12 protein-coding genes are annotated in these 16236 nt (G+C 47.5%); 5 read left to right on the forward strand and 7 right to left on the reverse strand.

The window, feature by feature from the left end:
- Nucleotides 1–102 precede the first annotated feature (102 nt).
- The 4 genes from ACJJIE_RS14565 (at nt 103) to ACJJIE_RS14580 (ending at nt 6820) form a co-directional block, all read left to right on the forward strand.
- On the forward strand, nt 103–2100 hold the full coding sequence (locus ACJJIE_RS14565) for a DUF3857 domain-containing transglutaminase family protein (protein WP_444892159.1): 1998 nt from the start codon (nt 103–105) through the stop codon (nt 2098–2100).
- Nucleotides 2101–2103: 3 nt separating this feature from the next.
- Complete coding sequence (locus ACJJIE_RS14570; RefSeq protein WP_444892160.1) at nt 2104–4275, forward strand: tetratricopeptide repeat protein; 2172 nt, start codon at nt 2104–2106, stop codon at nt 4273–4275.
- A gap of 297 nt (nt 4276–4572) precedes the next feature.
- Entirely contained in the window at nt 4573–6489 is a 1917-nt protein-coding gene (locus ACJJIE_RS14575) for a VCBS domain-containing protein (protein ID WP_444892161.1), read from the forward strand.
- A 31-nt stretch (nt 6490–6520) separates the two neighbouring features.
- On the forward strand, nt 6521–6820 hold the full coding sequence (locus ACJJIE_RS14580; RefSeq protein WP_282931055.1) for a hypothetical protein: 300 nt from the start codon (nt 6521–6523) through the stop codon (nt 6818–6820).
- 90 nt (nt 6821–6910) lie between these two features.
- Here ACJJIE_RS14580 and ACJJIE_RS14585 read toward each other — a convergent pair whose 3' ends face one another.
- The 6 genes from ACJJIE_RS14585 to ACJJIE_RS14610 form a co-directional block, all read right to left on the reverse strand.
- Nucleotides 6911–8422 (reverse strand): tryptophan halogenase family protein, encoded by a 1512-nt coding sequence (locus ACJJIE_RS14585; protein ID WP_444892162.1) that lies wholly within the window; start codon nt 8420–8422, stop codon nt 6911–6913.
- A 135-nt stretch (nt 8423–8557) separates the two neighbouring features.
- Nucleotides 8558–11419 (reverse strand): TonB-dependent receptor, encoded by a 2862-nt coding sequence (locus ACJJIE_RS14590; RefSeq protein ID WP_444892163.1) that lies wholly within the window; start codon nt 11417–11419, stop codon nt 8558–8560.
- Between the two features lie 170 nt (nt 11420–11589).
- A complete protein-coding gene (gene glk, locus ACJJIE_RS14595; RefSeq protein WP_444892164.1) occupies nt 11590–12552 on the reverse strand; it encodes a glucokinase in 963 nt (320 codons plus the stop codon).
- 191 nt (nt 12553–12743) lie between these two features.
- On the reverse strand, nt 12744–13052 hold the full coding sequence (locus ACJJIE_RS14600; RefSeq protein WP_282931050.1) for a DUF1272 domain-containing protein: 309 nt from the start codon (nt 13050–13052) through the stop codon (nt 12744–12746).
- Between the two features lie 328 nt (nt 13053–13380).
- Nucleotides 13381–13692 (reverse strand): cupin domain-containing protein, encoded by a 312-nt coding sequence (locus ACJJIE_RS14605; protein WP_282931049.1) that lies wholly within the window; start codon nt 13690–13692, stop codon nt 13381–13383.
- A gap of 92 nt (nt 13693–13784) precedes the next feature.
- The gene (locus tag ACJJIE_RS14610) at nt 13785–14048 is read right to left on the reverse strand and encodes a hypothetical protein (RefSeq protein ID WP_282931048.1); all 264 of its coding nucleotides are present in this window, start codon (nt 14046–14048) and stop codon (nt 13785–13787) included.
- A 341-nt stretch (nt 14049–14389) separates the two neighbouring features.
- Here ACJJIE_RS14610 and ACJJIE_RS14615 point away from each other — a divergent pair, with 341 nt between their 5' ends.
- Nucleotides 14390–14983 (forward strand): TetR/AcrR family transcriptional regulator, encoded by a 594-nt coding sequence (locus ACJJIE_RS14615; RefSeq protein ID WP_282931047.1) that lies wholly within the window; start codon nt 14390–14392, stop codon nt 14981–14983.
- Nucleotides 14984–15050: 67 nt separating this feature from the next.
- On the opposite strand, the gene ACJJIE_RS14620 is transcribed toward ACJJIE_RS14615, so the two are convergent.
- Nucleotides 15051–16235: a hypothetical protein gene (locus tag ACJJIE_RS14620; protein ID WP_444892165.1), complete on the reverse strand. Its 1185-nt coding sequence runs from the start codon at nt 16233–16235 to the stop codon at nt 15051–15053.
- Between the last annotated feature and the right edge of the window lies 1 nt (nt 16236).

Raw genomic sequence — 16236 nt, forward strand, 5'->3', positions numbered from 1 at the left:
AATCAATCGTAGGGTGCCCTGCGTGCCTCTTCTGCTTACTCCCCACCCAAGATCTATTCTGTCTCCGCCGGTATAGGCTGTAGATAACAATCGAGGCTCATTTTGAAATATCGTTCCTTCGGCCAAATTCTGGCTGTGACTCTCTTATTTGCTGTGTCGCTGGCCCAGGCTACCCCTGAAATTAACATAGCCCCAACACCCACTTGGGTGAATGCCGTCGACCTCTCGAGTAGTGTCACTGCACCCGAAGGCAGTGTTAGGTATCACCTGAGCAACTCCCAAATCTCCCATGCTAATGAACAACACCAATACTATTTTCAATTGGTGATGGAACCCCTCAATCAGCAAGGGGTTAAACAGGTATCGGAACTGAACATCAGTTTCTACCCTGCATTCCAACAGTTGGTAGTTCACGAAATTACTGTCACTCGCGATGATCGAGTGATTGATCGGCTGGAAAAAGAAGACTTCAAGTTATTCCAGTCTGAGCAGGAACTATCCAGTAAGCTCTACTCTGAGATGTGGAATGCGCTCTATATCCTTGAGGATATCCGGCCCGGAGACAAAATCTCCTATGCCTATACGCTTGAAGGTAATAACCCTATTTTTGAGCGCGGAGATTTTGGCACTTTCTACTTATCCTGGCCGGATACCATCGACAGACGCTTTGTAAGGATCACCAGTGACAACAAACTTAATTACCGTTTTAACAATGAGAAAGTACCGGTAAACATTAGCCGCAATAACGGTAAATTCCAGTACACGCTGGACCTGAAGCAGGTATCTCCGATACTTCAGGAGGGGGAATACCCTCACTGGCATGACCCATTCAACTACATCCAATATTCAGGCTATAACAGCTGGGCTGAAGTAAACGATTGGGCAATGACACTCTACGATATTGACCTCTCCCTGCCACAGGAACTCACCCGGCAGTTGGATCAATGGCGCGTAGAGGAGGGACTTGAGGCAGCTGTCAGCAAGGCGGTTGCCTACGTTCAGGAAGATATCCGTTACTTTGGTATCGAGTTTGGCATCAATTCTCATCAACCCCGCCCCCCCAAGGAGACTTTGGATAAGCGTTACGGCGACTGTAAAGATAAAGCCATATTAATAACCGCCATGCTGTCTCATCTGGGAGTTAAATCTTATCCAGCCCTGGTTTCCTCAGGACGCGGCCGCGACCTTGCCAATGACATTCCCTCTCCCAGTTCATTTGACCATGTAATCAGTGTCATTGAACTCAACGGGCAGGATTACTGGGTTGATGGTACCGCCTCCGGACAAGGCTCCAATATCAAGAACAAAGGCTTTTTTGACTATGAATTAGCGCTCCCCATTCGCGCGGGAACCCAAGCATTAAAAGAGGTAACCACGATTTATCCCTCCAACGGCACGCTGCAGCTGGATGTCACTGAGAACTTTGAGATTAATGCAGGAGCAAATACTGCGGGGCTGGCTGTTGAATCCACCTATAGCGCTCTTAAGGCAGAACAAATGCGTCAATTTTTCCAGTCCGCAGACTCGGAATATATCAAGAGCAATTACGCCAACTTTATGGCAACCTACTACCCCGGTATTGAGATAACATCCAATATTCATCATCGGGACAATCGGGATGAGAATGTACTTCAGGTTTCAGAGCTTTATGAAATCAGTAATTTTGCCGAACTGAATTCTGCCCGCAAAATTTTCTCACTATATGGCTCCAGTATCGCGTCCTATATCACCAGTCCTCAGAAGCGCATTCGCCAGAGCCCACTCGCATTAGCGCATCCAGTAGATATCCATCACAAGGCAATAGCCAAGGTTACCGGTGAAGTCTTGTGGCGAGAAGAATCTCAGGAACTTCAGATTGACAACCCCTGGTTTACCTTCTCAAGAACCTCTGATCATACTGGTAACAGTATCTCAGTGAACTACGCCTTTAAATCCAAAACAGACCACGTTCGCAACACAGATATTGCCGAGTATATGGAGCAGCTGGATAAACTGGATGAAGCCCTTCAATATCAGTTTTGGGCAAAAGGCGACAACTCCAATACCCAGGAAACCAGCAAGGCAATGAAAAACCTGGTTAAGTCATTGATCAGGAAGTAAATAATGAAAAAACTAATCTTTGCTCCCATCATGTACTTACTGGCCTCCTGTGCCGGCCAAACCACGATCGAATCGGGCGACAACCAAATCCGGCTGTTAACCAACCAGGTAGCCAGCGCTCCGGACACAGTCGCTTATGAGGACTTCTGGTTCGCATATCTGGAATCCCAGCAGCCAGTGAATAACATCGCTGCCAGAGACCACTACCAATCAGAAATGGCTGCGATTGAGTCTGGACAAAAAGCCTGTGACGCAGTGGATTGGAAGGCCGTGGTCAATAACAACATCCTGTCCCTGATGCCCCACCTCACTGCCGCCGAATGCTATGAGTCTGTGGGGCAACTGGAGGCCGCCAATTATCACAAAAACCTGTTTGAATTTATTGCGACGGGCATCCTTTCCGGACGCAGTGGTGAATATGGCTACAGTGCTTTCGAAGTAGCGAGCTGGGCAGACGCAGAAGATCTGCTCACCATATCCGGCTATGAAATTATCGATAGCTATATAGAGTTTGCCAATAGTCGCAATACTATCTATCGCGTATATAACGTGAGGGAAATCGGAGGTAATCAAGTATCCAAAATTTACTTCGATAATGCCCGTTTTCTACACCGCCTACTCGCGATTCGGTACCCGTTTGCCGGCACATCAGATCAGCTCTATACGGATGTAATTCAGGTTCTAGCCTCTACAGATTACGCAGCTCGGCACGCCGAAGGCACTGTATTCCATGCTGAGGGACAGTACTCGCAAGCAGAGCAAGCCTACCTTGACGCCATAGTTATGGGGTCTATTTCTGCCAACATCAGTTTAGGACGACTGTGCCTCAGTGAAAAAACTGAAAAATTTTCTATCAACGAGTGCGCCCAATTATTTGTTGCTGCTGCAGATTTGGGCCTGCAAGAGGCAAAAGTTTTTCTCGCTTATATGGCCTATATGGGACTGGGCATTGAGCAAGATGAAGAACTCGCGATTTCACTACTATCCAGTGCCGAACAACACCTGAAAAAAGGTCAGGCAGAGTACGAACTCTATTCCCTCTTTGCTTCAGAAGAATTTGCCTCTATCAACGAAAACCGTGCTAAACAACTCCTGCAGGCTAGCGCCAACAAAAATTATCCAATGGCTTCCTTCACCCAAGCCATAGGATATCTCGAGCAAAATAACTATTATCAATTTGAGCAACATATCCAAAAATCCTCCAATAGCGGCTTTTCCCCGGCGCAATTTTTTTATGCCAGCTACCTATTGGAAGAGAAAAGAGAAATCAGTGAGGGCATGGCACTTCTCAATGAGGCCGCAGTTGCAGGAAATCCAGCAGCACTCTATGAAAGGGGCCGTATCGCTCAATTCGGAGTACATGGCGAGCCAATTAATATCAGTCAATCTATCAGGGAATACCGAGCAGCGGCATTCCGCAACCACCTTCCTGCACAATTAAAAATGGGAATACTGAATTCCAAAGACATTATTGCAGACGCCAATCCTGAGATTGCCTATGCTTGGTATTTACTCTGTGGAAGGGCCGGCAATCTGGAGTGCATTACCAATATGGGTTACTCCGCCGAACATGGCTATGGAGTTGAAAAAAGCCCAGCTCGTGCTGCAGAACTCTATAGGCTTGCTGCTGAGGAGGGATCAGCCAATTCTAGTGCAAGGCTGGCAGGACTCTATGAAACGGGTAATGGAGTATACAAGGACCTTGAACAGGCAATTTATTATTATACTCAAGCAGCAGAGAGTGGATTAGCTTCTGCCATGAATAAGCTGGGTCTCATATATTTGGACTCCGAGAATAACGGTATAAAAAACTACTCCAAAGCCTTATATTGGTTCGAGCAGGCAGCGAACAAAAATTCAAAGTATGGATTTTTTAATCAAGCTCGCATGTATGAGCAGGGACTTGGTGTAGAGGCCAATCTGGATCGGGCACTGTCACTCTACGATGAGGCTTCCAAAAGGGGGCATGGCATGGCATCACTGAAAATTGCTGAAGCCTATAGTCAGGGAGAGCCTGCCGACCAGAACATTAACCAGATGCTACATTATTTGAAACTGGCTACTGAGCAAAGCGACGATCAACAGCTACAGCAAATACTGGAAAACTGTACTGGAAAAAAAGATTGTAATGTTACACATCTAAAACAGTTCCTAAGTGAGCTATCTAAAGAGTGATAACTCTTGAGCGGTCAACTATTCACACCAAATAGTTGACCGCCATCAACTTAATTTTGCCAACAGGCTCAAAAAAATTGATATTCAGTAATACAAGTCGCCTATAATTATTCGCCAATTTTCCCCTATTTTATCTTCCGTATAAATAAGCCTTATCGAATCATATGACAGATGGTGTTCTGCCCTATCCCAGCAATAAGCCCACGTCAAAATCAAGCCAGCCATCACAGAATATGATCACCATCTCTTTATACTCCGCACCAATCATATTTGGTATAACGGATCTATCGAGGCGATATGACTTATTCATTGAAGTTGCTTACAGCTATCAGTTTAGCTGTATTTCTTTCTGCTTGTGGGGGCGGCGGAAGCTCCGATGAAAGCGGTACTGAAGACACTGCTGTTGGCAGCGACAATAATTCTGGATCTAACTCTGGCAACGATAATGGCAGCTCTGATTCTGATAGTGATAGTGATAGTGATAGTGATAACTCAGGCTCCAATGGCAATAGCGACTCTGACAATGACAGTTCCTCTAGCATAAGCGGAGGTAGTGGCAGCGTCAGTGAAGATGACGAGATCACGGTCTCAGGGCAACTGATCGATGACTCAAATAGCAATCAAACCTTTGAGTCTGGAAATTTTCACGGAACTTACGGGGAACTGGAAATCTCCAGCGATGGCAGCTGGACCTACACTCTGGACAGTGAGTTATCCGATCCCATTGCTGGCTCAGAAATAGCTACCGACACGTTCAGTATTGGCATTGGCTTCAGTAACTCAGAAGCGACCATATCCATTTCCATCACTGGATACGATGACACCTACACTTTTAACCCCGCCAGCCCACTGGCTACCCTAATTGTTGAAGGAAAGGAATTTGCTTCAGGTACATTCCTTTTAGAGGATGTCGATGGCAACACACCGGAGTTCGTCAAGGAAACTATTAACGGCTCATACGGTGATTTAGAGTTATCCAGCAGTGGGGACTGGGAATACAGCCTGAATGACTCAGCAGATAATTTGAATAATGGTGAGACCACAGAAGATACCGTTTCATTTCAACTGAGTGATGGCTCTACCCAATCAGTTACTTTTTCTATTGTCACCATCGAGCCTGACGAAAGTAGTATCGTATTCATTTTTATGAACTTCTCTGATGCAGCACCGACGGATACTACTGACATCTCAGATATTGCAGATATGGTATTTAACGATGAGGACTCCCTCGATAATACCTATCTAAAGAATTCATTGGGACAGCTAAAATTTCTCCGTCATCTCATCAGTGACAATTCCCTGGGGCATTACTGTTATGGCGAAGATAGTAATGAAGACAGCTCCATTGACTGCATCAGCTACAATATTCCCGATAGCCAGAATGGTGGCACTTTAAGTGTTGATGATGCATCGGCCCGATCCAGTCAGGGTGGAGAGTATACCGATGGAGGATATACTTGGCGGGATAATGCCACCGAGTGGGCTGAGGCCAATTTTGTAGATGACAACAACAATCCGATTGACCTAAGCGACTGGCGCCACCGAGTCTACATTTTTCCTCCAGAGGCCAAGAGTGCCGGGCTAGTAGGGGCTGGTGTCGCTTCCGTTGGTGGAAGGTGGAGCATCGTTACTGCCTATACAGATCAGATGATTATGGGCCACGAGCTTGGACACAATATTGGACTGAGCCATGCTGGCAATGATGACAACAATGATGGGGATACCTTCGATAGTGGCGAAAGCGAATATGGAACAGACGGGAGCTTTATGGGGAATGCCTGGAGATCTCGCTTGTTTGGCAGTGGTCACCGTGAGTATATGGGCTGGTATGATTTATTCCCCGAATATACTCAAACGGTAACCCAGACCGCCGGCAGAACAGAAGAGGTGGAGATTGAGGCTATTGAGCTGACTGCGGGAGAGCTCTCAGGAAATCTGCCCCAGCAGCTGAAAGTTGAGAGCGCGGGTAGTCAGAATGGAGAAGACTACTACTACGTGAACTACCATGTAGGCCATGACATACTGAACCCATCGTCTCATATGGAAAATTCAGTATCCGTTCATTATCTCGATAATAGACTCTTTAACCATGTAGCAGAACTCAAGGAGCCAGGAGATAGCTTTACCGACTCAAATATTGGCTTAACCATTGAGTTTCAATCTATGGCCTCAGACAAACAGTCGGCCACTATCTTAGTCAGTTACAGTGATTAGACTATAAATCCGTTACCGTAGGATAAATACTATGAAAAAGTTCATTCTAATAGCGTTTGCATTGAGCTTCTCCCTGTTTGTACAAGCAGAGGAGATTGTAACTGGCACCTTGGAAGAAATTATCTCTGAAGATTTTGAAACAGGAAAATCCAAGCGTAAGTTTTCCCTGAAAGATGAGCAGACTGGCCACTACTTTTTCCTGGATGCCGATGAGGCCAAGCTCAAAGGTATGAAATCGGGAGATCGTGTGAAAATCCGTGGAGAGCGCGGAGAAAAACGCACACTTCGCATTAAAGAGTCAGAAAAAATTGAATTTCAGGACAATGAATAATCATTTGTTAAATTAAGACGATTTATTCCCCTATCTGATTAAAATGGAATAGTGCTCAGAGATAACCCGAGCACTATTCCAGATTTCCTCCTACCCCATCCTTAATTGATTTAACTGATCCATGTGCGGCATAAAGTTTAGAGCACAGCGGCGGTTAAAATCCCTGATTTCTTCCAGTTTATATTTGTGTGCGAGCTCATTACCTGGACGCAACTGTTCCTGTCCCGGGTAAATCCCCTTGCCAGTCAACAGGCAATTCCAGGATACATTCGGGAAATAGACATCCAATTTTTGATTCAGTAGTTCATCAGTAATATTCTTGCCTGCCATCCAGGACATCAAGATTGAGCGCAGGGAGGGAGATATCTTTTCATTAGTCCCATTGGCAATCCAATAATCCGTATCAGTTCTCGAACTAATACGGTAGTGACAGACGATATAGTCCCGCACTGCATCAAAACGAGCACTGATACGATTATTAAAATCATCCCTATACTTATCTGTATGATCACCATTGTTGTAGGCCTCAATAAAGCGCACAACGGTTTCCTGAACCATATCCAGCGCCGTTGCCTCCAAAGGCTCAATAAAGCCTTGGGAGAGCCCCACCGCCAGGCAGTTCTTGGCCCAGTGTTGGGCAACCCGTCCCACCTTGAACTTTAATCTACGCGCCTCGACATCACTGTCCAACAACCCCAAGTGAGCGCGAAATTCCGTTTCTGCCTTGTCATCGTCGACAAAGCGAGAGCTGTAAACATAGCCATTGCCATTGCGATTAGTCAGTGGGATTTTCCAGGCCCAGCCATATTTCATCGCAGTAGAAATAGTATGCGGTGCATACTCTTTATCCTGATCTGTAGCAAATACAACCGCAGAATCGTTAAACAGACTCTCAGCGCTACTAATGAAAGGAACTTTCAGGGATTGTTGTATAAGACTTCCACGGAAGCCGGAACTGTCCACATACAGATCCGCTTTGAGAACCTCACCATCAGTAGTTTTCAGATGATCAATATTCCCCTGTGCATCGAGCATGGCGCCAGCCACTGTCGCCACCTTATAGCGAACGCCTTTTTTTTCGGCAACACGACGCAGGAACTGGCCCAATAAACCAGAATCAAAATGATAGCCATAGGCAATTTCAAAAGGGAAGTTTTCCGGCGCGACTGGAGATAATTTTTGCCGTATCATCTCAGTAGCCAGAAAGAAATGATCCGGATGTCCCTCCAGGTCAACGCCTTTCCTGCGCAAGTAACTATTATGAAAAAATGCCGGGATAGTAAATTGGTCAGGCTGGCCAACAAAAGGATGAACATACTCAGTAAAGCCCGGCTTAACCGACCAATCCCTAAAGGTAATTCCCACTTTGTAAGTAGCGTTACAGGCAGGCATCCACTCTGATTCGCTAACTCCTATAGTCTCCATAAAACCTTTTAGCGGTGGAGTTGATCCCTCCCCAACACCGATAATCCCGATATCCGGTGATTCCACCAAGGTGATTTCAAACCCTTTATCCTGCCAGTGGGTCGCCATCAGATTGGCAGTTATCCAGCCAGCGGTACCCCCGCCAAGAATAATTATTTTTTTGCGTTGATTGCTCATGGCGACTCTCAAAAATTCTGCACCGCACTTATTTTCGGGCCATTTGATATTTCAAAAAAAACCGCCCGGCAAGCGTAGCTCAGCGGGCGGTCTCTTATCACACCTTCAGTTTTACACCGAAAGAATCAGCGATACTTAGTAGCTATAGTTCAAGCCGAGGTAGAACTGACGCCCAAACTCAGTGTATTCACCGAGGACACCATCTACTCCGTATGATTTCACATCAGCCTCATCCGTAAGATTGTTCGCTGAGAGAATCACATCGATACCATTATCAAATGCGTAGGATATCTGTGCATCGACAGTAGTATAGGCTTGCGCTTCCACAGGTGTGGAGCTGCCTGGTACCGGCATATTCAGGATAAATTCATCCCGATAGCGAACATTGACGTGGGAGCTGAAATTACCGATATCCCAGAATACTGTAGTGCTCCAGACATTTTCAGAGAGGCCCGGCAACGGCAGGTTTTCACCATAGAGGCTACCGCCACTCACTTCGGTTTCACTCTCAGTATATGAATAGCTGGCGGTCATACCCAGGCCAGCCCAAATACCCGGCAGCTGATCAAAGGTTTTAGTACCCGCAAGCTCAATGCCTCGAATATATCCGCCCTTGTCGTTATTCACGTAAGTTTCGAAAGCACCGGCTTCCAGGCCAACTGGAATTTCAATACCCAGGGAATCAAATAACGCCGTTCGATCTGCCTGGCTGTCCAGGTAGATATACTGCTTTTCTACCAGGCTTTCGATATCTTTCCAGAAAATGGCTGCAGTTACCGCGCCGCCATCTTCGAAATAGTGCTCATAAGCCAAGTCAAACTGGTTTGCACGGAAAGGATCGAGGTAGGGAGACCCCTTGGTCCAAACGTTGTACTCCGTAGCGCCATCGTTGTTAACACTGTTCCAGGAGCCAGCGCCCCCCTTCAGCTGCCCAACCGGCGGACGGCCCATAACTTTAGCTGCTGCAAAGCGAATGTAGTCCTGCTCGGTCAGCTCAAAGTTCAAGTTAAGGGAAGGCAGGGTGTCTGTGTATTCGGGGCCGTACTCAACATAGTCGTAGCTATCTGATGTTACACCCACATCATCAGTAATTTCGATACCATTGCCAGCACCCACATTTTGGATACCGCTGGACTTCACATCGGTTTCAACAACCCGTACACCGAAATTACCAGTTACTGGAATACTACCCAACTGGGTTTCGATGTTGGCCATCAGGTAGTAGGCAAAAACTTCCTCTTTCACAGCACCGGACTCAACGAAAGTCCAGTCCTGGCTAAATACCTTTTTACCTTCGTAATTACCGGCACCAAAAATACTGGAAGCCAGGGCATCCATATCGTTGACTACGAATTGTGGTATCCCATTGGTGGATTCAACACTGACATAGCCATCCAGCAGTTGCGGCTCACAGTCGATGTCGGACAGGTTATCCGCACAGTAGTCATTGAATTGGCCATCGCGGCTACCGTAAAGGAAGGCTCCTCGCTCAGAGTCAAAAGTGCGCTCAGAGACACGGAATCCAGTCTCAATAGAGGCAATGGCTCGCCACTCCAGGTCGAACTTGTAATCTAGTTTGAAGGCTTCAACTTTATCGGTGTACTCGTGGGGGTATTCTTCGTAGCGAGACAGACGCATGGTGTCCAGATCGGTGAAATCTACACCGGAGAAAACGCCTGAGGGAATACCGTCACCATTAAGGGAATAGGCAAAGCTCTGCCCAGCAGCTTCTTCCCAAGTCTCTAAATTTCCATCGTCATCGTAGGTCAGGTCGTAAGCGTGCATGGACACAATTTGGTCCTTGCGCGTCTTGGTGCCCTTACTGTAGGAGTAGTCAACGGCCAGGGTATGGCGGTCAGCAAAATTCCACTCCAAGTTCAGGCCAACACTATCGCTGTCCGCCTGGGTGGATTGATCCTCAGAGCGGGATTCAAACCAGGGGCTGGAATCGTAAACTGTTTTTGGGTCGGTAATACTAACCGTACCATCGGTAACCACACCGCCGTTTACTTCCGTATCGGAAAGGGTATACATGTCTGTATTAGCCAGGCCACCAACCGTAATGCCGTGGCGAGTATCCACACGTTCAAAGTCAGATTTAAAGTAATCCAACTGGGCCTTGAAACCATCGGTAGGCTCAAAAACGACACTGGCCAGGTAACCATTGCGGGTATCGGTACCATCACCTGACTGCCATTGGAATGCGCGCGGCAAAGCATCTGCGCTGCCATCGCCATCGTAATCAACACCCTGCTCATAGCCAATCTGGGCGTCTGCACCCGTGCGGGACTTTACGAAGCTATTCGGCTGCTCAAGGTGGGAGTAACCCAGGGCGACGCCCACCTTGTCATCCATAAATTTACCCATGTACGACAGGGTGACACGCTCACCGAACTCGTCGGCACCGACGTCGTCTGCTGCGTCGTTAAACGACATACGCACATTGGCATTAAAGTTGTGTTCTTTCTCGGCGTCGAGAGGATTGGCTGTTTTCAGCTCTACAGAGCCCGCTACACCACCTTCGATATGAGAGGCTTTCGGAGTCTTGTAGACCGCAGCCTGATTAATCAGCTCAGCTGGGTACTGGTCAAAAGATATCCAGCGAGTACTTTCGGTATAACCACTGGTAGAGGCCTGCTCACGACCATTCAGGGTGGTCTGCAGGAAGTCGCCGTTCATACCGCGGATATTTAGCTGTGAGGACTGACCATTGGATCGCACGGTGGTTACGCCGGGCAGACGGCCCAGGGCATCGGCGATTGATTGGTCGGGAAGAGATGACAGAGCGCCCGCATCTACCACATCGGCCACAACATCGGCGGCGCGCTTGGCTTCAACGGAGTCCAAAACGCTGGTGCGAATACCGGTAACTGTTACTTCTTCCAGTGTTTCCTGCTCCTGCGCATAGGCCCCAACCGAGGTGGACACGGAGGCCGCGATGGCAGCAGATAGCAAAGTGGGTCTGAGCGCCCCTTTACCTTTATTGGATAGACTCATCATCTTCTCCCTGGACTTATCGTTATGTTGAGACCCTGCATCCTAGGGCGGCCCCTAATCCATAACATCCTCCCCCGAGGGGGGAGGAGACGGGAAAAAGTGTGAGATCAATCACAGGTGTAATTTAATACACGTTTGTCAGGCCATAACCCAACAAAAGTACCAGGCAATTACCCCTCAAGCTGTACTGCAGCGCCAATCAAGGCCTGATAACCCGCGTTCAACGCGTATACCGGAACGGCCTCCATCCATTGAGCGACACGCCCTTTCGTCAGGAAACGCTGCTCAAACTCGCTCTCAGGTAGCAGTTCAGCGATCCTGGGCAGTATACCACCGCCCAAAAATACCCCACCACGAGCGCCCATATACAAAGCCGCATCTCCGGCCGCACTGCCGAGGAAATTGAGGAAATCTATCAGAGCTTCACGGCACAGCGGATCTGAACCTTCAAGGCCACGGGCGCTAATATCGGGGGGCGTCAGGTCCTCAGCGATCTCTCCGTTCAGCTCGCAAACTGCGCGATAGAGATTAACCAGCCCATTGCCCGATAAAACCCATTCATTGAAAACGGGTAACTGGGTTTTCATCAGGATTTGCAGCAACTGCAATTCACGCTCAGTGGAGACTGTCAGGTTGGCATGCCCGCCCTCTCCCGCCAGCACATGGTATCGGCCATCGGCTTCAGCCAGTCCGGCAACACCGAGGCCGGTTCCGGGACCGAGCACCGCCATAGGGGCACCTGCCTGCCGGGGAGTATCGCGCAGTACCTGGTAATCTGATTCGGCCAGACGGGGCAGAGACTGAGCCAAGGCGGCAAAATCATTAATCAGCTCTAGGTGGGGAAAGCTAAACTCTTGCGCCAGCTCCCCGGCGTCAATAGTCCAGCCCAGATTGGTCATATAAACCTTTCCACCAGTTGGAGTCATCTCCAGCGGACCGGCTGCTGCAATACACGCCTTTTCCGGGCGCGGCTGGTTTAACCCATTGAGCCAGTGCTGCAGTGCCGCATCAAATCCCTCGAAGCGTTGGCAATCAACGACTTTGAGTTCTTCCAGCTGGTAACCCTCTGCTACAGGCTTGGCGATGGCAAATCGGGCGTTGGTCCCACCGATATCCGCTACGATACTCGTCATAGTTATCCTTCTAACTTCCCCCTAAAAAAGGCGATATAACTTAAGGCGTCAGACAAAATATTGCCAGCCCCAAAGCTTACTACAGAGGACAACTCACCCTATAAAGAAACCGCATAAACCCATGCATGAGCCAGATAAGCTCGATAAACCTCGCAACAGAAAACCAACCTGCAACTTTCAGTCACTTTGTTTTAGCGATCAGCGGGGGGGATATTTTTCACGCTATCGGTAAACGAGCAGATTTCATCTTTACTAAATCGAGTATTGACTCGCTTCTGTGAGGCCGGTTGATAGCTAATACCCACACCACTACGCCGCGCAACCTGGGGCCGAATGGGGCGGGGGCAAAAATTACCGCCACAGTTAGGGCAGACGTTACTGAGTAATGTCTCGACACAGGGCTGGCAGAAAGTACATTCGTAAGTACATATCATCGCCTCTTCCGAGTTTGGCGGTAGATCTTTATCGCAATTCTCACAGTTCGGCCTTAACTCCAACATCCCAGCTCCCTCCTTGTTCGCTAAATAATTTTTGAAGCTTATTACTCTTAATTTCTCGCTCAACCTCCCTACACAAAGGAAGTTATCCCAACAGAAAATGACTACATAAAATCTGTATAAGCTTCATATATGGAAGGTTGAATAGCTTTTTATACTAACGAATTACTCTCACCAATAGTGGTATTAAAATGACAGTAAATCGACAAATTCCGACATGCTCAACTGTTACAAAATCAACATTGCAAAATGCTTATCCAAGCCATCAAATTGATGACTATTTCTTGATAAGATAACCACATTAATTAATTTCTAAGAAAGGAAAACCAACTTAGACACTTTCCTCAGATTCCACAACCAGAATGCGAGCCTCACCAACAGGATGAGCTACATGTTCCGTGCCCTCAGAAGCGTGGAATATATCACCAGGTCCAAGAAGTTCCGATTCGGTTCTACCTGCCACTTTGTAAAACATTTCTACATGACCATCGAGAACAGCGAAGACTTCCTGGCCATCATTGATATGCCAAATATAAGGTTTATTAGTCCAATGCAGTTTAGTGGTAATCCCGTTCATATTTGCGATAAGTTGCGATTCCCAGGGCTTACTACCGGTAAAATCTCTGCTACGCACTATTTTCATAATGTTTATTCCAATATCGCTTTATAAAATTTCCGGAACCATCATTTAGAGAGTCGGTAACTATAAGGCGGATTCTTCAGACGCGGGTGAAGTCATGACACCATTTTCATCAGCCTTTTTTCTGCCAGCACATCAACTCGCCTCACCCCAAAAGTCACCGTTGGTGGAATGCCCATCCCCAGATCGATGTCCGCAACACGATAATTGCACCCCCTGGCTTTGAGAATGGCATTCACCTTCTCCTGCTTCTCAACCGCTTTGATAACGGTATTGGCTATTACTTCATCACTGCTAAAAGCGGTTACGGACTCATTGACCCTTTCACCGAGTTCCTTGGCTTTATCAAAAATACCCATAATTTCCTATTCCTTCTCTATTCATTCGCGGCCGAAATCATAGAATAATTGTCTATTTTTAAGAACCGTAATCAGGTAACCTCGGGGACACAACAGTCAAAGATTAAGACGAGCTAGTCACTTATAGCAAAGGCTTTGAGTACCCAGTTAAAAGGGGCCCATTAGTCAGAACCAGACCTTTGTACAAAATAAGCTGACCACCTATTCATGTACCGGTAAATCCGCTGGATTGTTCATTCCAAAAGCCATTTATCCCTATACTTTCTAGACTCTCCCCCTCTCGCCTTGCCCACCCCAGATTGATGTGTCACTATCATTTTTTTGAGGTTTGGTAACGATAAATGAGTGGGCGCAAGCAATTTGACGAGGTAGAAGTACTAGACAAGGCCATGCTCGTTTTCTGGGAGAAAGGCTACAAAGCTACTTCCTTGTCAGATCTTGAATCGGCCATGGGGCTGAACAAATCCAGTATCTATAACTCTTTCCACAGTAAAGAAGAGCTATATGGTCGTTGTTTGGAGCATTTTCACTCAAAGTATACCCGTGACGGCCTGAAAACTCTGGACCACCCCGACTTTCGTACGGCTATGAGCAACCTGTTAGAGATGTTCCAAGCTGGAATGGAATCCTCTGAAACGCCTGAGGGCTGTATCGCTACCATGGCAGCAATGGAAGTTGGTGCCAGTGAGGGATTCCTAGCAGACTTAGTAGCTAAGGGTCTGAATGAAATACTGGAACGCCTTGAGTCTCGCATGCGCCAGGCAGTAGAAGATGGCCAATTGAAACCAGAAACTGATTGTGCCGGTCTGGCGGCATTGATCATGGCAGTAAACCGTGGCATTGCTACCTTTAACAAAGCCATGGGTAATAATATCGCGGGCAAGCGTAGTTACCAACAATTAGCTAATATTCTGGATCTATATACGCTTCCCTAAAAAGCCCACTCCAAAACTTCTTACCTCTTTGGAGTGGGAATGGGGGTATTCCTGTGAGAATTAACTTTTAAAAATAGCGACGTAATTCCAACTGAAAATAGTCGTCGTTGCGCAAATTGTAGGTAGGGTCTTCTTCATCGGCATTACCGAAAAAACGCGCCTCTGCTTCCATTAACCAGCGGTCATTTAGTCGGTGGGTCAGTTCCAGATTGGAAAAACGACTACCGTTATCCAAATCGGTACTTACGGCAAATAAAAGCTCCGTATCCTGGGTATTATTTAGGGCGTATCGCGCACCTATCGCAATGTCATTTTGACTGGCCGTAGACCAAGGTCCGGTACGATCATCAAATTGATACTCCATTAATACCCCAAGATCTGAGACCGTTTCGCCAATACCATAAAATGTATATTCGAAACCGCCGACAGCTGCTGTCTGTCGATCTTCACCGCGAGGTTTAAATGAAATAGCTTCAAACTTCCACAACCAATCTCCACGGGTAGTTTGGATGTCCACACCCGTCTGATCGATCTGTGCATAGTAAGGCGCAAGCAAGCCATCTTCCGTAAGCAATAATAATGGATCCCGATTAGTGCCGGAAAAATGGCTGAGGCCCAGGTCCCAATCCCCAAGTACATGGCTGTAACGCAAGGCCCAATCTATGTGCTTCTCTTCCCGGCCAGATTGATAGACCGCAGCATCCTCATCCACCGGCAGCGGAGCACGCAATCGCCCTTCCCGGCCAGCAAACTGACGCTCGCGAAAACCCAGTAAACCGTACACCTCCAGTGTTCCCCAATCACGCTCCATCAGGAGGTTAATCATGGGCTGGCCAAGCTTGTCTTCACCATCGATATTTTCCAGCGCATCATCCTGGTTAATCACATCCACCAAATGCACGGTTTCAGTAACTCCCCAAAATACTTTGCGCACCCCGGCGTAAAGCTCGAAACTATCGTAAGCTTTCCACCAGTAAAGCTCGCCGAGATCCGCGTGATTGCGATCGCTATCCTCACTGTCCCAGCGCCCAAAGACACTGGCCACAACACGCTGGTTTCCATCGTCAAAATCCCGGTAGTACTCGAGATTTAAAGACGCAGAAAGACCGGCATCACTTTGTGCTGAATCCAAAGGGTCTGCGGTGAATGCGCGGGCCTCCAGGCCCGCATAACCGCTCAACTCATTTGCTCCAGCCACATGACTCAACGCCGCCAATAGTGGCAACAAAGTGAGTATTTTTCGGTTAACCATG

Source organism: Microbulbifer maximicatervae (SeqCode) (assembly GCF_052467325.1).

What these genes read in the sequence shown, in the direction of transcription:
- glk (WP_444892164.1), bottom strand. Translation starts at nt 12,552, where the DNA reads ATGACGAGTATCGTAGCGGATATCGGTGGGACCAACGCCCGATTTGCC.
- ACJJIE_RS14585 (WP_444892162.1), bottom strand. Translation starts at nt 8,422, where the DNA reads ATGAGCAATCAACGCAAAAAAATAATTATTCTTGGCGGGGGTACCGCT.
- ACJJIE_RS14610 (WP_282931048.1), bottom strand. Translation starts at nt 14,048, where the DNA reads ATGGGTATTTTTGATAAAGCCAAGGAACTCGGTGAAAGGGTCAATGAG.
- ACJJIE_RS14570 (WP_444892160.1), top strand. Translation starts at nt 2,104, where the DNA reads ATGAAAAAACTAATCTTTGCTCCCATCATGTACTTACTGGCCTCCTGT.
- ACJJIE_RS14605 (WP_282931049.1), bottom strand. Translation starts at nt 13,692, where the DNA reads ATGAAAATAGTGCGTAGCAGAGATTTTACCGGTAGTAAGCCCTGGGAA.
- ACJJIE_RS14600 (WP_282931050.1), bottom strand. Translation starts at nt 13,052, where the DNA reads ATGTTGGAGTTAAGGCCGAACTGTGAGAATTGCGATAAAGATCTACCG.
- ACJJIE_RS14620 (WP_444892165.1), bottom strand. Translation starts at nt 16,235, where the DNA reads ATGGTTAACCGAAAAATACTCACTTTGTTGCCACTATTGGCGGCGTTG.
- ACJJIE_RS14575 (WP_444892161.1), top strand. Translation starts at nt 4,573, where the DNA reads ATGACTTATTCATTGAAGTTGCTTACAGCTATCAGTTTAGCTGTATTT.
- ACJJIE_RS14580 (WP_282931055.1), top strand. Translation starts at nt 6,521, where the DNA reads ATGAAAAAGTTCATTCTAATAGCGTTTGCATTGAGCTTCTCCCTGTTT.
- ACJJIE_RS14615 (WP_282931047.1), top strand. Translation starts at nt 14,390, where the DNA reads ATGAGTGGGCGCAAGCAATTTGACGAGGTAGAAGTACTAGACAAGGCC.
- ACJJIE_RS14590 (WP_444892163.1), bottom strand. Translation starts at nt 11,419, where the DNA reads ATGAGTCTATCCAATAAAGGTAAAGGGGCGCTCAGACCCACTTTGCTA.